This is a genomic window from Soonwooa sp., from assembly GCF_030151385.1.
GTDB lineage: Bacteria > Bacteroidota > Bacteroidia > Flavobacteriales > Weeksellaceae > Soonwooa.
Window position 1 is genome coordinate 1 of record NZ_JASLDS010000061.1, and the last position, 12,571, is coordinate 12,571.

17 protein-coding genes are annotated in these 12,571 nt (G+C 36.2%); 11 read left to right on the forward strand and 6 right to left on the reverse strand.

The features are described 5' to 3' along the window. The first annotated feature begins 197 nt into the window (after positions 1–197). Positions 198–632, forward strand: a complete 435-nt coding sequence (locus tag Q1V95_RS11770; RefSeq protein WP_300674150.1) for a hypothetical protein — start codon at positions 198–200, stop codon at positions 630–632. Between the two features lie 17 nt (positions 633–649). Next, on the forward strand, positions 650–1,063 hold the full coding sequence (locus Q1V95_RS11775) for an OsmC family peroxiredoxin (protein WP_300674153.1): 414 nt from the start codon (positions 650–652) through the stop codon (positions 1,061–1,063). Between the two features lie 123 nt (positions 1,064–1,186). Here Q1V95_RS11775 and Q1V95_RS11780 read toward each other — a convergent pair whose 3' ends face one another. Continuing rightward, the gene (locus tag Q1V95_RS11780; RefSeq protein WP_300674155.1) at positions 1,187–1,483 is read right to left on the reverse strand and encodes a hypothetical protein; all 297 of its coding nucleotides are present in this window, start codon (positions 1,481–1,483) and stop codon (positions 1,187–1,189) included. 92 nt (positions 1,484–1,575) lie between these two features. Between Q1V95_RS11780 and hflX the strand changes: the two genes are divergently transcribed. The 6 genes from hflX to Q1V95_RS11810 are packed head-to-tail and all read left to right on the forward strand — an operon-like array spanning position 1,576 to position 6,431. Next, entirely contained in the window at positions 1,576–2,790 is a 1,215-nt protein-coding gene (gene hflX / locus Q1V95_RS11785) for a GTPase HflX (RefSeq protein ID WP_300674158.1), read from the forward strand. Further along, positions 2,780–3,439 carry a DUF4919 domain-containing protein gene (locus tag Q1V95_RS11790; protein ID WP_300674160.1) on the forward strand — a complete coding sequence of 220 codons (660 nt, stop codon included), beginning with the start codon at positions 2,780–2,782 and terminating at the stop codon, positions 3,437–3,439. The genes hflX and Q1V95_RS11790 overlap by 11 nt, the downstream gene beginning before the upstream one ends. Before the next feature lie 22 nt (positions 3,440–3,461). Then, positions 3,462–4,748 carry a sodium:proton antiporter gene (locus tag Q1V95_RS11795; protein ID WP_300674163.1) on the forward strand — a complete coding sequence of 429 codons (1,287 nt, stop codon included), beginning with the start codon at positions 3,462–3,464 and terminating at the stop codon, positions 4,746–4,748. After that, on the forward strand, positions 4,749–5,381 hold the full coding sequence (locus Q1V95_RS11800; protein WP_300674164.1) for a CatA-like O-acetyltransferase: 633 nt from the start codon (positions 4,749–4,751) through the stop codon (positions 5,379–5,381). It begins immediately after the preceding gene. A 4-nt stretch (positions 5,382–5,385) separates the two neighbouring features. Continuing rightward, positions 5,386–6,105 (forward strand): DNA alkylation repair protein, encoded by a 720-nt coding sequence (locus Q1V95_RS11805; RefSeq protein WP_300674166.1) that lies wholly within the window; start codon positions 5,386–5,388, stop codon positions 6,103–6,105. Continuing rightward, positions 6,105–6,431, forward strand: a complete 327-nt coding sequence (locus Q1V95_RS11810; protein WP_300674168.1) for a DUF6122 family protein — start codon at positions 6,105–6,107, stop codon at positions 6,429–6,431. Before Q1V95_RS11805 ends, Q1V95_RS11810 begins: the two co-directional genes overlap by 1 nt. On the opposite strand, the gene Q1V95_RS11815 is transcribed toward Q1V95_RS11810, so the two are convergent. Continuing rightward, entirely contained in the window at positions 6,428–6,805 is a 378-nt protein-coding gene (locus Q1V95_RS11815) for a group III truncated hemoglobin (protein WP_300674315.1), read from the reverse strand. The two genes, Q1V95_RS11810 and Q1V95_RS11815, sit on opposite strands and share 4 nt — an antisense overlap. Before the next feature lie 215 nt (positions 6,806–7,020). Between Q1V95_RS11815 and Q1V95_RS11820 the strand changes: the two genes are divergently transcribed. The 3 genes from Q1V95_RS11820 (at position 7,021) to Q1V95_RS11830 (ending at position 8,410) form a co-directional block, all read left to right on the forward strand. Then, positions 7,021–7,512 carry a YkgJ family cysteine cluster protein gene (locus Q1V95_RS11820; protein ID WP_300674171.1) on the forward strand — a complete coding sequence of 164 codons (492 nt, stop codon included), beginning with the start codon at positions 7,021–7,023 and terminating at the stop codon, positions 7,510–7,512. A gap of 112 nt (positions 7,513–7,624) precedes the next feature. Continuing rightward, a complete protein-coding gene (locus Q1V95_RS11825; protein ID WP_300674172.1) occupies positions 7,625–7,930 on the forward strand; it encodes a hypothetical protein in 306 nt (101 codons plus the stop codon). Positions 7,931–8,152: 222 nt separating this feature from the next. Next, positions 8,153–8,410, forward strand: a complete 258-nt coding sequence (locus Q1V95_RS11830; RefSeq protein ID WP_300674174.1) for a hypothetical protein — start codon at positions 8,153–8,155, stop codon at positions 8,408–8,410. Positions 8,411–8,445: 35 nt separating this feature from the next. Here the strand turns inward: Q1V95_RS11830 and hemE are convergent, their stop codons facing one another. The 4 genes from hemE to hemA are packed head-to-tail and all read right to left on the reverse strand — an operon-like array spanning position 8,446 to position 12,345. Continuing rightward, a complete protein-coding gene (gene hemE / locus Q1V95_RS11835; protein ID WP_300674176.1) occupies positions 8,446–9,471 on the reverse strand; it encodes a uroporphyrinogen decarboxylase in 1,026 nt (341 codons plus the stop codon). Between the two features lie 5 nt (positions 9,472–9,476). Beyond that, positions 9,477–10,145, reverse strand: coding sequence for a uroporphyrinogen-III synthase (locus Q1V95_RS11840; RefSeq protein ID WP_300674179.1), 669 nt, complete (start codon positions 10,143–10,145; stop codon positions 9,477–9,479). 18 nt (positions 10,146–10,163) lie between these two features. Then, complete coding sequence (gene hemC / locus Q1V95_RS11845) at positions 10,164–11,078, reverse strand: hydroxymethylbilane synthase (RefSeq protein WP_300674181.1); 915 nt, start codon at positions 11,076–11,078, stop codon at positions 10,164–10,166. Further along, a complete protein-coding gene (gene hemA, locus Q1V95_RS11850) occupies positions 11,053–12,345 on the reverse strand; it encodes a glutamyl-tRNA reductase (RefSeq protein ID WP_300674183.1) in 1,293 nt (430 codons plus the stop codon). The genes hemC and hemA overlap by 26 nt, the downstream gene beginning before the upstream one ends. Positions 12,346–12,571 lie beyond the last annotated feature (226 nt).

Sequence of the window (12,571 nt, forward strand, 5' to 3'; positions counted from 1 at the left end):
GCCATTAAGACGCTTGATAAGCATTAATAGCCACATTCCTTCGTCTGCTCTCATCTGAGCAAAACTCAAAAGAAAAGTAAGTGCTAAAAATATTCTTTTCATAGAGTAAAATTTTTGCTGGCTAATTTACTCAATTTATTCGAGAAAGTCTTAATTTTAGAGTGTTAAAATGCGGTTTAACCTAATTTTTGCGTGTTATGAAATTTTCAAAATCAAAATATTTTTTACTTCTAATTGGTTTTTTAATGCTTGTAAGTTGCAATGCCTTAATCACTAAGCAAAGTATACCAATCGAATTAGAGCGGCAATGGATGTTGACATCAATTGTTGGTTTTGCAAAAGAAAAATTGGTCAGAAATAAAGCGCAGTTGGACTTGACGCAATATTCTGGTAAAAAAGCGAATCTCGGCTGTGGCGATTTTGCCATCGAAGTTGCACAATTAAACGGTGACAAAATAAAATTTAAAAGTAAAGATAATCCTGCCAAAAAATGTATTGATTCTGATGTGTTGGAGTATGTTTTCAGAAACGAGTTGGCTACCGTTAATCGATACAAAATTGAAGGACATTTCTTAAAATTATATCAAAATGATAAAATTGTCATGGAATTTGTAGCTGCTGATTGGGATTAACCTTAAAACAAAAATACATGAAAAGAAAAGCAACAGCCCTTTGGACGGGCTCAGTAAAAGACGGTAGCGGAAATTTGACTACTGCAAGTAAAGTATTGGATCACACGCAATACTCTTTCAAAAGTAGATTCGAAGATGGGATTGGAACAAATCCTGAAGAGCTTTTGGCAGCAGCGCACGCTGGATGCTTTACCATGAAAACTTCTGCTGACTTGACGGAGGCTGGTTATGTGCCAGAAAGTTTGGAAACAAACGCCGTGATTACATTCGAAGGTGGAAAAATCACAAAATCAGAATTGACTTTAACAGCAAAAGTTTCTGGAATTTCGGAAGAGGAGTTTCAAAAAATTGCTGCGAATGCGAAAGAAACTTGCCCTGTGAGTGCAGCATTTAGTTTTGAAAAGACGCTTACTGCAAGCTTGATTTCTTAACGAATTGAAATTCGTCAGTCCGAGTGATTTTTCAAAATGAAATGTCGAAAAATTGTATCGAGGATAGAATTTCATTTATGTTTAATGATAGCTTTTGTGGTTGCTTTTTTGAAAAAATCCAGGTTAACTAAGAGTATTAAACTTAACAACATTCCAAAATATTGCTGCGCTTTTCGGTAGTAATATTTTGGAATTTTCATTTGTGATAAAATCCTTTGCAGATGAGGTTTTATTGCAGTAGTTTTCGATTTTAATTAAATACAATTCCACATCTTTTCTAGTAAAGGCGATTTTGAAATCGTCTTGCAGTTCTTCATTTTCAAAAGCAAAACAAACGTCGTTGGGAAGTTCGGTTTTTAATTCCAGTTTCAATTCGTTGGTGAGATAATAGCACACGAAATTGAAATCCTCTTGTGTCATAAATATTAAATTTAGATAAAAATAAAACGATTTTTTGTATTTTTTATTCAAAAAAACTATCTTGTGAAACTTACAAAAAAGATACTTATTTAATGCTAGATAAAAAAACACATCAATACGAAAAAGCGGTATTGGTAGGTCTTGTTACAAGAGACCAAGATGAGGAGAAACTTCAGGAATATATGGACGAGTTGGAGTTTTTGGCGTATACGGCAGGTGCGACTGTGGAAAAACGTTTTACCCAAAAATTGACACAGCCAGATTCCAAGACATTTGTCGGAAGTGGAAAAGCGGAAGAGATAAAAGCTTATGTTAAGGAAAACGAAATTGGAACAGTGATTTTCGATGACGAGCTTTCGCCTTCGCAACTTAAAAATCTTGAACGCGAAATTGAAGTTAAAATTCTTGACAGAACCAATCTTATCCTTGATATTTTTGCACAAAGAGCACAAACTTCTTATGCAAGAACGCAAGTAGAATTGGCGCAATATCAATATTTGTTACCTCGATTGACCAGAATGTGGACCCACCTCGAAAGACAAAAAGGGGGAATTGGGATGCGTGGTCCTGGGGAAACGGAAATCGAAACCGATAGACGTATTATCCGCGACCGAATTACTTTGCTAAAAGAAAAATTAAAAACCATCGATAAGCAAATGGCGACGCAACGTAACAACCGTGGAAAGGTTGTGCGCGCTGCTTTGGTTGGTTATACCAATGTTGGAAAATCAACTTTGATGAATGCTTTGTCGAAGTCCGAGGTTTTCGCTGAAAACAAATTGTTTGCAACGTTGGATACAACTGTGCGAAAGGTTGTAATTGGTAATTTGCCTTTCCTATTGACGGATACCGTTGGATTTATCAGAAAACTTCCAACGCAATTGGTGGAGTCTTTTAAGTCAACTTTGGATGAGGTTCGCGAGGCGGATTTGTTAATTCACGTTGTGGATATTTCGCACGAAAGTTTCGAAGATCATATTGCGTCGGTTAATCAGATTTTGATGGAGATTAATGCACATCAAAAGCCGATGATTATGGTATTTAACAAGATTGACGATTTCTCTTATGAGAAAAAAGCCGATGATGATTTGACACCATCAACGCGCAAAAATATTTCTTTGGAAGAATGGAAAAAAACGTGGATGGCAAAGTCAAAATATCCAACTGTTTTTATTTCTGCTTTAACAAAGGAGAACTTCTCCGAAATGAAAAAGATGATCTATGATGAGGTGATGAAGATTCATATTTCGCGCTTCCCATACAATGATTTCTTGTTCGAATATTTTGAGGATGAGGATGAAGAATAATTTAAAATTAAATTTTATCAAAAGCTTATTCTTTCTAGGATTTCTAATCTTGGGAGGATTGGCTTTTGGTCAAAATAAAATTGACTTTTCTGAAATCAAAAAAAATATTCAGGACAAAGATTCGCCTTATTATTATGATCGTTTGCTTTTTAAATATCGAGGAATGCCGCAATCCATCGATAGTACAGAAGCTTTTCATTTGTATTATGGCAAGAAATTTACCGATCATCAACTCGGTGAAATGAATCCTAATTTTAGCAAGCTTCGAGAAAAATTTCAACAAAGAAATTTTGCAGATGCCATTAAAATCGGAGAGGATTTGCACTTTAAAGATCCTACGAATTTGGAGGTTTTGCTGATTCTTTTGCAATCGTATGAACAAATGAAAGATCAAAATAAATTCGTCTGGACTTTGCAAAAATTCCGAATGATTTCCGCAACCGTCCTTACTTCGGGTAAAGGTGATCAGGAAGATTCGCCCTATCTCGTGAATAGCGTTGGGGAAGAATATGTCTTGCTTAATCTACTAAAAGTGCCTTTTCAGAATTATCAACGTTCTTCTAAAATGACAAAAGATGGAATGATGGATATTTGGACAAACGGAAAGGAAAAAATTTACATTAACGTCGTGGGACACGCTCCCGAATAGAAACTTAACTTAAACAAAATAAATGGAGTTATATTACTCATTTTCAGTCTTAATTGTGTTGGCATCGATATTTTCTTACATTAACTATCGATTCTTAAAATTACCCAGCACCATCGGCATCATGCTTATTGCGATTGTCGTTTCTACATTTTTAGTATTTTTTGGAGAGGCAGTCTTGCCTCGTACTTTTGGTCATCTTCACGACCTTATGAATAGCATCAATTTTACCGAAGTCCTTATGGGAGCGATGCTAAATTTTCTACTCTTTGCAGGAGGAATCCACATTAACATCAATGATTTAAAAGAGCAATTTTGGCCTGTTGTAATATTTTCTACAATTGGCGTTGTTATATCCACCTTTATTGTGGGATTTGGTGTGTTTTATATTTTGCCTTTGGTTGGCATTCACATGCCTTTGCTCTATTGTTTGGTGTTTGGTGCGCTAATTTCTCCAACGGATCCTGTTGCGGTTTTAAGTATTTTAAAACAAGCTAATGTTTCAAAATCTTTGGAAACTAAAGTTGCTGGCGAATCTCTTTTTAATGACGGTGTTGCCGTTGTTGTATTTTCGGTATTGTTGCAATTGGCGCTTGGTGCAGAAATCGATATTACTGCGGAAAGTATTGGATTGTTGTTAATTCAAGAAGCGGGCGGTGGTATTTTGCTTGGTGTACTTTTAGGTTATTTCACGTCAAGATTAATGCGTGAAGTTGACGATTATATTATCTCGGTTTTGGTAACTTTGTCTGTTGTGATGGGCGGTTATTTGATTGCGAAACAAATGCATATTTCGGGACCTCTGACAATGGTTGCGGCAGGATTATTTATGGGGAACTTCAACAAAGGTTTCAAAATGAAATCCATTACCCAAGATTATTTGATTAAATTTTGGGAATTGATTGACGAAATTTTGAATGCTGTTTTGTTCTTATTTATCGGTTTCGAATTATTGATGATAAAAGATTTGAATCATTATTTAATTCCGGGACTTGTTGCAATTATGATTGTGTTGTTCGCTCGTTTTATTTCGATTTGGGGACCAACAAAGTTTATGTCTTTCAAAACACGATTTACGCCACAGACGGTTAAAGTTTTGGTTTGGGGAGGTATTCGCGGAGGTGTTTCTATTGCGTTGGCGATGTCTATTCCGAAGAGTGAATACAGTACGATTATTGTAAGTATTACTTATTGCGTGGTTGTTTTCTCAATTATTGTGCAAGGTTTAAGCATCGGAAAGGTGGCAAACCCTAAGAAAATTGCTACCGAAGAAGAATTACAAGACGAAGAAGTTAGCGAAAATATACATTAAATGAAGCAGGAAATAAATCTCGAAACTTGGAATCGCAAAGAGCATTTCAATTTGTTTTCGAATATGGATATGCCGTCTTTTGGTATTGTCACAGAAGTCGATTGTACAGAGACTTTTAGGTTGGCAAAAGAGAATAAAGAATCTTTCTTTGCACATTATCTTCACAAGTCAATGATTGCAGTTAATAAAGTTGATGCTTTTAAGTTGAGAATTGAGAACGGAAAAATTTTTCAATATGATGTCATCCATGCTGGATCGACGATTGCAAGAGAAGACGGAACTTTTGGATTTGCGTTTATGAATTATTCGGAGGATTTTAAAACTTTTAATGAAGCTTTGCAAAGTGAAATAAAAGCAGTGCAAGAATCAACTGGGCTTAGAATCAGTAATGACGATTTGGACTTGAATTTAATTCGACACTCTACATTTCCTTGGCATCAATTTACCTCGATTTTGCATCCTGCAAATGTTAACAATAAGGAAAGTATTCCGAGAATTGTTTTTGGTAAATTTTCCGAGAAGAATGGAAGAAAAATGTTACCGATTTCTGTGGAAGCACATCACGCTTTAATGGATGGACGCCATATTGCAATGTATTTGGAGGAGTTTCAGAAGCAACTAAATTTGGTTTAAAATAATGGTATTTGTTGAAGATATAAAAGCGGCTTTACAGGATTTGTCAATTCCTGAAAAGAAAGAATTTTTTCCTAAGTTTTTTAAAACTGGTGAAGGAGAATACGGTGAAGGCGATTTGTTTTTGGGTGTTAAAGTTCCAGACCAGCGTGCCGTTGCAAAAGCTTTCTACGAAAAAATTAGTTTGGAGGAACTGAAACAATTATTGTCTTCCAAATATCACGAAGAGCGTTTGACTGCTTTGTTTATATTGGTTCTTAAATTTGAGAAGGCTAAAAAAGATAAGGCGCTTCAACAAGAAGTGGTTGATTTCTATCTCAACAATTTAGAATTTGTCAACAACTGGGATTTGGTGGACAGCACGTGTTATAAGATTTTGGGAAGATTCGCGTTTGAAAACGATCAACCGGAATTACTACGAAAGCTGTCGAAGTCCGATGAAATGTGGCATAAACGAATCGCGGTTGTCGGAACAATGTATTATATTAAAAAAGGAGAATTTGGGTTGACAAAAGAATTTGTTGAACGTAATCTAAAACATTCACACGATTTGATGCATAAAGCCAATGGTTGGTTATTGCGCGAAATGGGAGGACAAGATGAGCAAGAGCTTTTGGATTTTCTGAATCTTCATTATAAAGAAATGCCACGTACTTGTTTGCGTTATGCTATTGAAAAGTTGGACGAAAATATGCGTCAAGATTATCTAAAAGGCAATATTTAATGGAGCTTGCACGTCCGATAATTCATTATTCTTTACATTTTGTATTTCCGATTGTGTTGGCTTGGTTGTTCTTCCGAAGCGATTGGAAAAAAGCTTATTTCTTGATGTTGCTGACAATGCTGGTTGACGTTGATCATCTTTTTGCAACGCCAATTTTTGACCCGAACAGAGGAAGCGTTGGTTTCCATTTGTTTCATGGTTATGTGGCGATTGGCGTCTATTGTTGTATGTTGTTCTTCAAAGGCAATATTCGGATTTTGGGTGTGGGATTGTTGTTTCATATGTTGACCGATTATATCGATATGCAACTAAATCCGAATCTTTAGGAACGCGCCATTTTCATTTTGTAGGACATGATTCTTGCAATGTTTTGGGCGCGAAGTAAAGCCGTTTCGGCATTTTGTCCACTGAAATTTTGTTCTAAGGTCTCTTGCCAAAGCATTAACCAACGATCAAAATGTTGCTCTTCTAGTGCAACAACTTGGTTAAGCGGAAAATGCACACGCATTGGATTGCCGTCATAGACAGGATTTCCGAGAAGGATGCTTTCCCAGAAATTGTACATTTTCGGAAGGTGTTTTTTGAGGTCGATTTGGGCAATCTCTGTGAAAAAAAAGCCAATAACTTCATCTTTGATGACTTTGTCATAAAACTTGTTCACGAGATCTTCGATGTCTGTTCTGGTTTCGATGCTTTTCATATTAACAAAGTTAGGCTTTATAATGGATTGGTTATTAGTGCTTTCTTTGATTTTTATCATTAAATGAAATTCGGAACGGCATCTGCGCCCCAGATTGAGCGGCGTGTTTGAGCTCGTCTGTCGAATGTGGAATGCTGAGGCGACAGACAGCGAGTAGCGAAAGCTGGAAGTGGCGCCCAAAAAATTATGTAATTTTGTGAACTTAAAATTCTGTGGTGGATATTGATCATTATAAAAAATTAGCGGAGCAAAAGTCTAAAGAGCATAAAAAATTTTTGGAGCAACTGAAAAAAAAACCTCCAAAGAATCTGGATTATGTTGTGGAAGATACCCATGAGGAGACTTTCGAAGAGATAGATTGTCTGTCTTGTGCGAATTGTTGTAAAACAACGGGACCGCTTTTTACCGAGAAAGATAAAGAACGTATTGCGAAGCATCTGCGAATGAAAATTTCGGATTTTGAAACGAAGTTTTTGCGCATTGACGAAGATCAGGATTGGGTTTTGCAATCGACGCCTTGTTTTTTCTTGGATCCAAATGATAATAAATGCAGCATCTACGATGTGCGACCTAAAGCTTGTCGCGAGTATCCGCACACGGATCGCAAGAAAATATACCAGATCAATAATTTGACTCTGAAGAACACTTTAATCTGTCCTGCGACTTATGTTTTCGTAGAGAAATTAAGAAAAGTTTTGGAGAAGTAGTTGATTATCATAAGCTTTCATAAAGTCTTTTAAATTTTTATAAATTTTTGATCGGCGCGTATTATTGCGCCGATTTTTGTCGTTGAAGAAGTATAACTCCAAATAATTAATTATGAAAAAGTTAATTCTTGCAGCGCTTGTTATGACTGGCGGAATTGTGGCAGTAAGTGCGCAACAAACTAAAAAAGCAAAGAAAGTGGAAACTGTTGAGGTTAACCTTGTTGAAGTTAAAGATGCACAATCGCCAACTCCAGCAGATGGCACGATGACAAAAAGTGAAAGCAATAAAAGCATTATTGCTAATGATAAAAAATTACGTAGCAAACTAAATAGAGAAGAACCTAACAAACAGCTCTTGTTGCAAGAAAATCAGCCTGCGAAAGTCGAAGAAGTTAAGAAGATTGAAAAGGTTGAATAAATTTCCAGAGTAATTTTTTGATGTGTAATCCTTGGAAGTGTAGCTCCGAGGATTACTTTCAAATTATTTATTGCTGGTTAAATCACTGTTTATGTTGCGAAATTGCGAATAGAAAGCGCTTTTTGCTAAAGTTATATTTGTTAATAAATGTTAAATTGCTTTTGAATTGATTTTTATTAAAAAATATTTCGTTAATTAGAGTTCACTAAAATCAAAATAGATATGAAAAAAGTATTACTAAGTGCAATGCTTCTTGTAGGAGGTGTTGCGGTTATGAGCGCACAATCTGTAAAAGGTGCAGATATGAAAAATTCTAAAAAAGAAGCAACTGTAAAATCTAAAAAACAAGTGGCTTCTACGCAACAAAATGCAGCTCCTGTAAAGATGGTAGACGCTAATAATAAGCAAGCGAATACTGAAGTACGTGCTAAGGAAGAAGGCAAAGCGGTTCTTGAGCCAACAGGAAGAAAGAAAAATTAAAATAAAACCCGAAGCTTAGCTTCGGGTTTTATTTTTTATGCTTTCCACTCTACAACTGCGCGGATAAATGCTTCAGCATTTTCTACTGGAATATTTGGTAAAATACCATGACCAAGATTGGCGATGTATTTGTCTTTGCCGAAACGGTTAATCATTTCGTGTACCATTTTTCTGATAACTTCCGGTGACGAGTGTAATCTCGCAGGATCGAAGTTACCTTGTAAAGTGATATTGTTTTTTGTCAATTGTCTAGCAATTTCTGGTGTTATCGTCCAGTCAACACCCAAAGCAGAAGCTTTAGATTTTGACATTTCTTCCAAAGCAAACCAACAGCCTTTTCCGAAAACAACAACTGGCGAAACCAAGCTTAGTTCTTCAACAATTTGATTGATATATTGCCAAGAGAATTCTTGATAATCTGCTGGAGAAAGCATTCCGCCCCAAGAATCAAAAATCTGTACTGCAGAAACGCCTTTTTCCACTTTACGCTTTAGGTAAGCAATTGTGGTATCTGTAATTTTTTGAAGTAAAGAATGTGCTGCTTCAGGATTTGTAAAGCAGAACGATTTTGCAATGTCAAAAGCTTTAGAGCCTTTTCCTTCCACGCAATAACAAAGTATTGTCCAAGGACTTCCAGCAAAGCCAATTAATGGAATTTCATTGTCAAGTTTCTGTAAAGTCAATTCGATCGCGTCAAAAACGTAACCCAAAGTATCATCCACATCTGGAACTTGGATGGCGTCAACTTGTGCTGTTGTACGAATAGGATTGTCTAGCCAAGGTCCAACCGATTCTTTCATTTTGAAATCGATGCCCATTGCTTGCGGTACTACCAAGATGTCGGAAAACAAAATCGCAGCATCCAACGGAAATCTTCTAATTGGTTGTACTGTAATTTCTGCTGCCAACTCTGGAGTTTGACAACGAGTGAAAAAATCGTATTGATTGCGAAGCTCAATGAATTCTGGAAGATATCTTCCTGCTTGACGCATCATCCATACTGGCGGTCTTTCAACAACTTCGCCTTTAAGAGCTCTTAGATATAAATCGTTTTTAATCATATTCTTTATTTTTTGTCTGATGCGTGGTTACGAATCAGATTGAGTAAATCTTCAACAGTATTTTTGTTGCTGGTTAATATGTTGGCGGAAGTCCAATTTTTAATTTCGTTGGTTGTTGTTTCGCCAATCGAAAATATAGTTTTCCCTTCTAAAGTATTGTTTGCTATAAAACTTCTGACGCCGCTTGGGCTAAAAAAAGCAATGGCGTCAAAGTCTTTGTTGTAAATAGGTTCTGTAAGTTTGGTTTTGTAAGAAATTACTTTTACATAATCTTTACCCAAATTATTGAAAGTCTCCGAAAGCTTTTCTAAAGCAATATCAGCGCAAAAATGAAGATAAGCTTCTTCTTTGTTTTCTTTGATGAAATAATGGGAAAGTGCTTCCGCATTCTTTTCTGCAATGATAACATTAAAGCCTTTTTGTTCTAAAAATATTTTAGATTGCTCACCAACGCAATAGATTGGATTTGCTAAAGAAAGTTGTTTTGATGTTTCGTTATCGAAAAAACTTTTAACAGCATTAATGCTAGTAAAAATCAAAGCTTTGTTTGTGAGATTCTGTGTTTCGAAATTAATGTTTTCAATAGAGATAACATCCACAAAGTCCACAACAATATCATCTCCCAATTTGGAAATGTCTGCGTCATTGATATGTTTGGTTAACAATAGGCGCATTGTTTTTGACTTTTAAAACTAAGATTTAATTTGAGAATTTATAAGAAGCATCATGTCTTTGCCTCCTCTTTTCAAAACTTGATGGGCGATTTCTGCGCCAAAGTTTTGTTCAGAATTCCAGTCAATTGTTTCGTCAACGTTGATGCAATCTTTTCCGTCCAAAGAGCAAAGTCTGCCTTGGAATCTTATTTTGTCACCAATAAACTCAGCGTGCGCTCCGATTGGTGCTGTGCAACCACCTTCCAAAGTTCGCAAAAACTCGCGTTCGATATGGATGCATTTTTGAGTTTCCTCGTGATTGATTTGTTTTAAAACTTCCGTCAAATCTTTATCTTCCGAAAGATTGGCGATACAAACAACACCTTGTGATGGCGCTTGCAAAAGGAAATCAACTTCTTCAAAGTCGATGTCGAGTTCCATCCTTTTAAGACCAGCCAAAGAGAATAATGTTGCGTCGGCTACACCATCTTCAAGTTTTTTAAGACGGGTTTGTACATTTCCTCTAATGTCAGCGAATTCAGTATTTTCGAAAACATGAGACCAAAATGCACGTCTTCTTAAACTGCTGGTAGCGATTTTTAAATCTTTTAAATCTTTGTTTTTGGAATCCGATTTTCTTACCAAAACATCTTGAGGAAAATCTCTTTCCAACACAGTGCTAATCTGTATGCCAGTTGGTAGTTGCGTTGGCACATCTTTAAGAGAGTGCACAGCAATATCGATGTCTTTATTAAGTAAAGAAATGTCTAAGTCTTTGGTGAAAACGCCTGTGATGCCCATCGCATAAAGCGGTTGCGTTAGGTTTTTGTCTCCCGAAGATACAATTGGGACGATTTCTGTTGTATGACCAATAGCTTGCAATTTAGCAGCAACTTCGTTGGCTTGCCATAAAGCGAGTGGACTATTTCTAGTTCCTATTTTTATCGTCTTCATTATTGTTCTTCTTTTTAGGGTTGTGGAGTACCAAAATATCTTCCATTAGTTTTGAAACTTCTTCAGCTTTCCAAGGGTTTTCCAAAATGTATTTTGCAAATCTATTGGTTAGCTTTTGGATAAGCTTATCAGAGAGTTCCATATCTTCAACTTTAGCATATTGGAATCTTTTGTGGATGTTGTGCATCTCGTTTGATTCTATTTGCTTAAGCGAGTTTTTGAAATTCGTAATCGATGGTGCAAATTTTCTTTTGCGCTCCCATTCCGTAAAGTCCTTGCTCATTTCTTTGATAATGGCTTCGGCTTTTGGAATTTCCTTTTTACGCTGTTCCATCGTCTCGGAAATCTGCTGCGAAAGTTGATCAACATCGATGAGGTCAACTTTTTCTAAAGCTCCTATTTCTTTAGCTACGTTGTTAGGAATTGACAAATCGATAACTAACATTTCTTTATCAGCAGGGAAGTTGTCTGGGTTTACAATAAATTTTTGTGCGCCAGTTGCAACAATCAGGATGTCGGTTTTCTTTAACTCTTCTGGAAATACTTCAAAAGCGATCTGTTGTATGCTGTGCTTTTCAGCAATTTTTTCTGCTTTTTCGAAAGAGCGGTTTGCGATTTTTATTTTGGGTTGGTAGACATGTTTTACCATATTTTCGATGGTGTTCTGTCCAATTTCGCCAACGCCAAGCAATAAAATGTTTTTGTCAGAAAGGTTTTTGACGTTATTTAAAATATAATGAACCGCTGCATAAGAAACCGAGGCAGCGCCATTGCTGATACCTGTTTCGGTTTTAATTCTTTTAGAAATTTGAATCGCCGAATTAATAGCGCGCTCCAAATAAGGGTTTGACGCTTCTTTGTATTTCTTAAAACGGTTGTAGGCGTTTTTGATTTGAGAAACGATTTCGAAGTCGCCAATAATTTGACTTTCAAGTCCTGCTGCCACACGGAATAGATGCAGGACAGCATCTTCTCTTTGGATGATGTTGACATATTGCAGAAACTCTGAAAGGTTAACACCAATTGTTTTGCAATATTGCTCGGCAATTAACAAGTAGTTACTGGTTGTCGTGTAGATTTCGGTGCGGTTGCAAGTGGACACAACGAAAGCATCGCCAAAATTCTGGTCGTGAATTTGGTTAACAAAAGACTTGATATGCTCGTCAAAAAACGCAAATTTTCCTCGTGTTTCGGCATCGGCTTTTTCGTAGCTGACACTTAATACTGCAAAGTTTGACGTCTTTGAGGTGTCGTTATTTTGATTCATTTTAGCAACTGCAAAGTTAAGCTTTTAAAATGAATATTGGTAGTGATTGCGAGAGACTTGGTCTATGATAATGCTCAGTTTTGAGAAAGTCTAAATTGTTCGTTTTCAGGAAGTATAGAAGTGGAATTGATTTTTTGTTAGTGTTTGTGGATAAGTTTTTGGATTTTAATAAAACTTTAACCTTTTTGAAGATAGATAAAACCAATAAACTCACGTTAAATTTATA

Excerpts from the sequence above, each read along its gene's own strand:
- Q1V95_RS11770 (WP_300674150.1), top strand. The coding sequence starts at position 198 with ATGAAATTTTCAAAATCAAAATATTTTTTACTTCTAATTGGTTTTTTA.
- Q1V95_RS11775 (WP_300674153.1), top strand. The coding sequence starts at position 650 with ATGAAAAGAAAAGCAACAGCCCTTTGGACGGGCTCAGTAAAAGACGGT.
- Q1V95_RS11780 (WP_300674155.1), bottom strand. The coding sequence starts at position 1,483 with ATGACACAAGAGGATTTCAATTTCGTGTGCTATTATCTCACCAACGAA.
- hflX (WP_300674158.1), top strand. The coding sequence starts at position 1,576 with ATGCTAGATAAAAAAACACATCAATACGAAAAAGCGGTATTGGTAGGT.
- Q1V95_RS11790 (WP_300674160.1), top strand. The coding sequence starts at position 2,780 with ATGAAGAATAATTTAAAATTAAATTTTATCAAAAGCTTATTCTTTCTA.
- Q1V95_RS11795 (WP_300674163.1), top strand. The coding sequence starts at position 3,462 with ATGGAGTTATATTACTCATTTTCAGTCTTAATTGTGTTGGCATCGATA.
- Q1V95_RS11800 (WP_300674164.1), top strand. The coding sequence starts at position 4,749 with ATGAAGCAGGAAATAAATCTCGAAACTTGGAATCGCAAAGAGCATTTC.
- Q1V95_RS11805 (WP_300674166.1), top strand. The coding sequence starts at position 5,386 with ATGGTATTTGTTGAAGATATAAAAGCGGCTTTACAGGATTTGTCAATT.
- Q1V95_RS11810 (WP_300674168.1), top strand. The coding sequence starts at position 6,105 with ATGGAGCTTGCACGTCCGATAATTCATTATTCTTTACATTTTGTATTT.
- Q1V95_RS11815 (WP_300674315.1), bottom strand. The coding sequence starts at position 6,805 with ATGAAAAGCATCGAAACCAGAACAGACATCGAAGATCTCGTGAACAAG.
- Q1V95_RS11825 (WP_300674172.1), top strand. The coding sequence starts at position 7,625 with ATGAAAAAGTTAATTCTTGCAGCGCTTGTTATGACTGGCGGAATTGTG.
- Q1V95_RS11830 (WP_300674174.1), top strand. The coding sequence starts at position 8,153 with ATGAAAAAAGTATTACTAAGTGCAATGCTTCTTGTAGGAGGTGTTGCG.
- hemE (WP_300674176.1), bottom strand. The coding sequence starts at position 9,471 with ATGATTAAAAACGATTTATATCTAAGAGCTCTTAAAGGCGAAGTTGTT.
- Q1V95_RS11840 (WP_300674179.1), bottom strand. The coding sequence starts at position 10,145 with ATGCGCCTATTGTTAACCAAACATATCAATGACGCAGACATTTCCAAA.
- hemC (WP_300674181.1), bottom strand. The coding sequence starts at position 11,078 with ATGAAGACGATAAAAATAGGAACTAGAAATAGTCCACTCGCTTTATGG.
- hemA (WP_300674183.1), bottom strand. The coding sequence starts at position 12,345 with ATGAATCAAAATAACGACACCTCAAAGACGTCAAACTTTGCAGTATTA.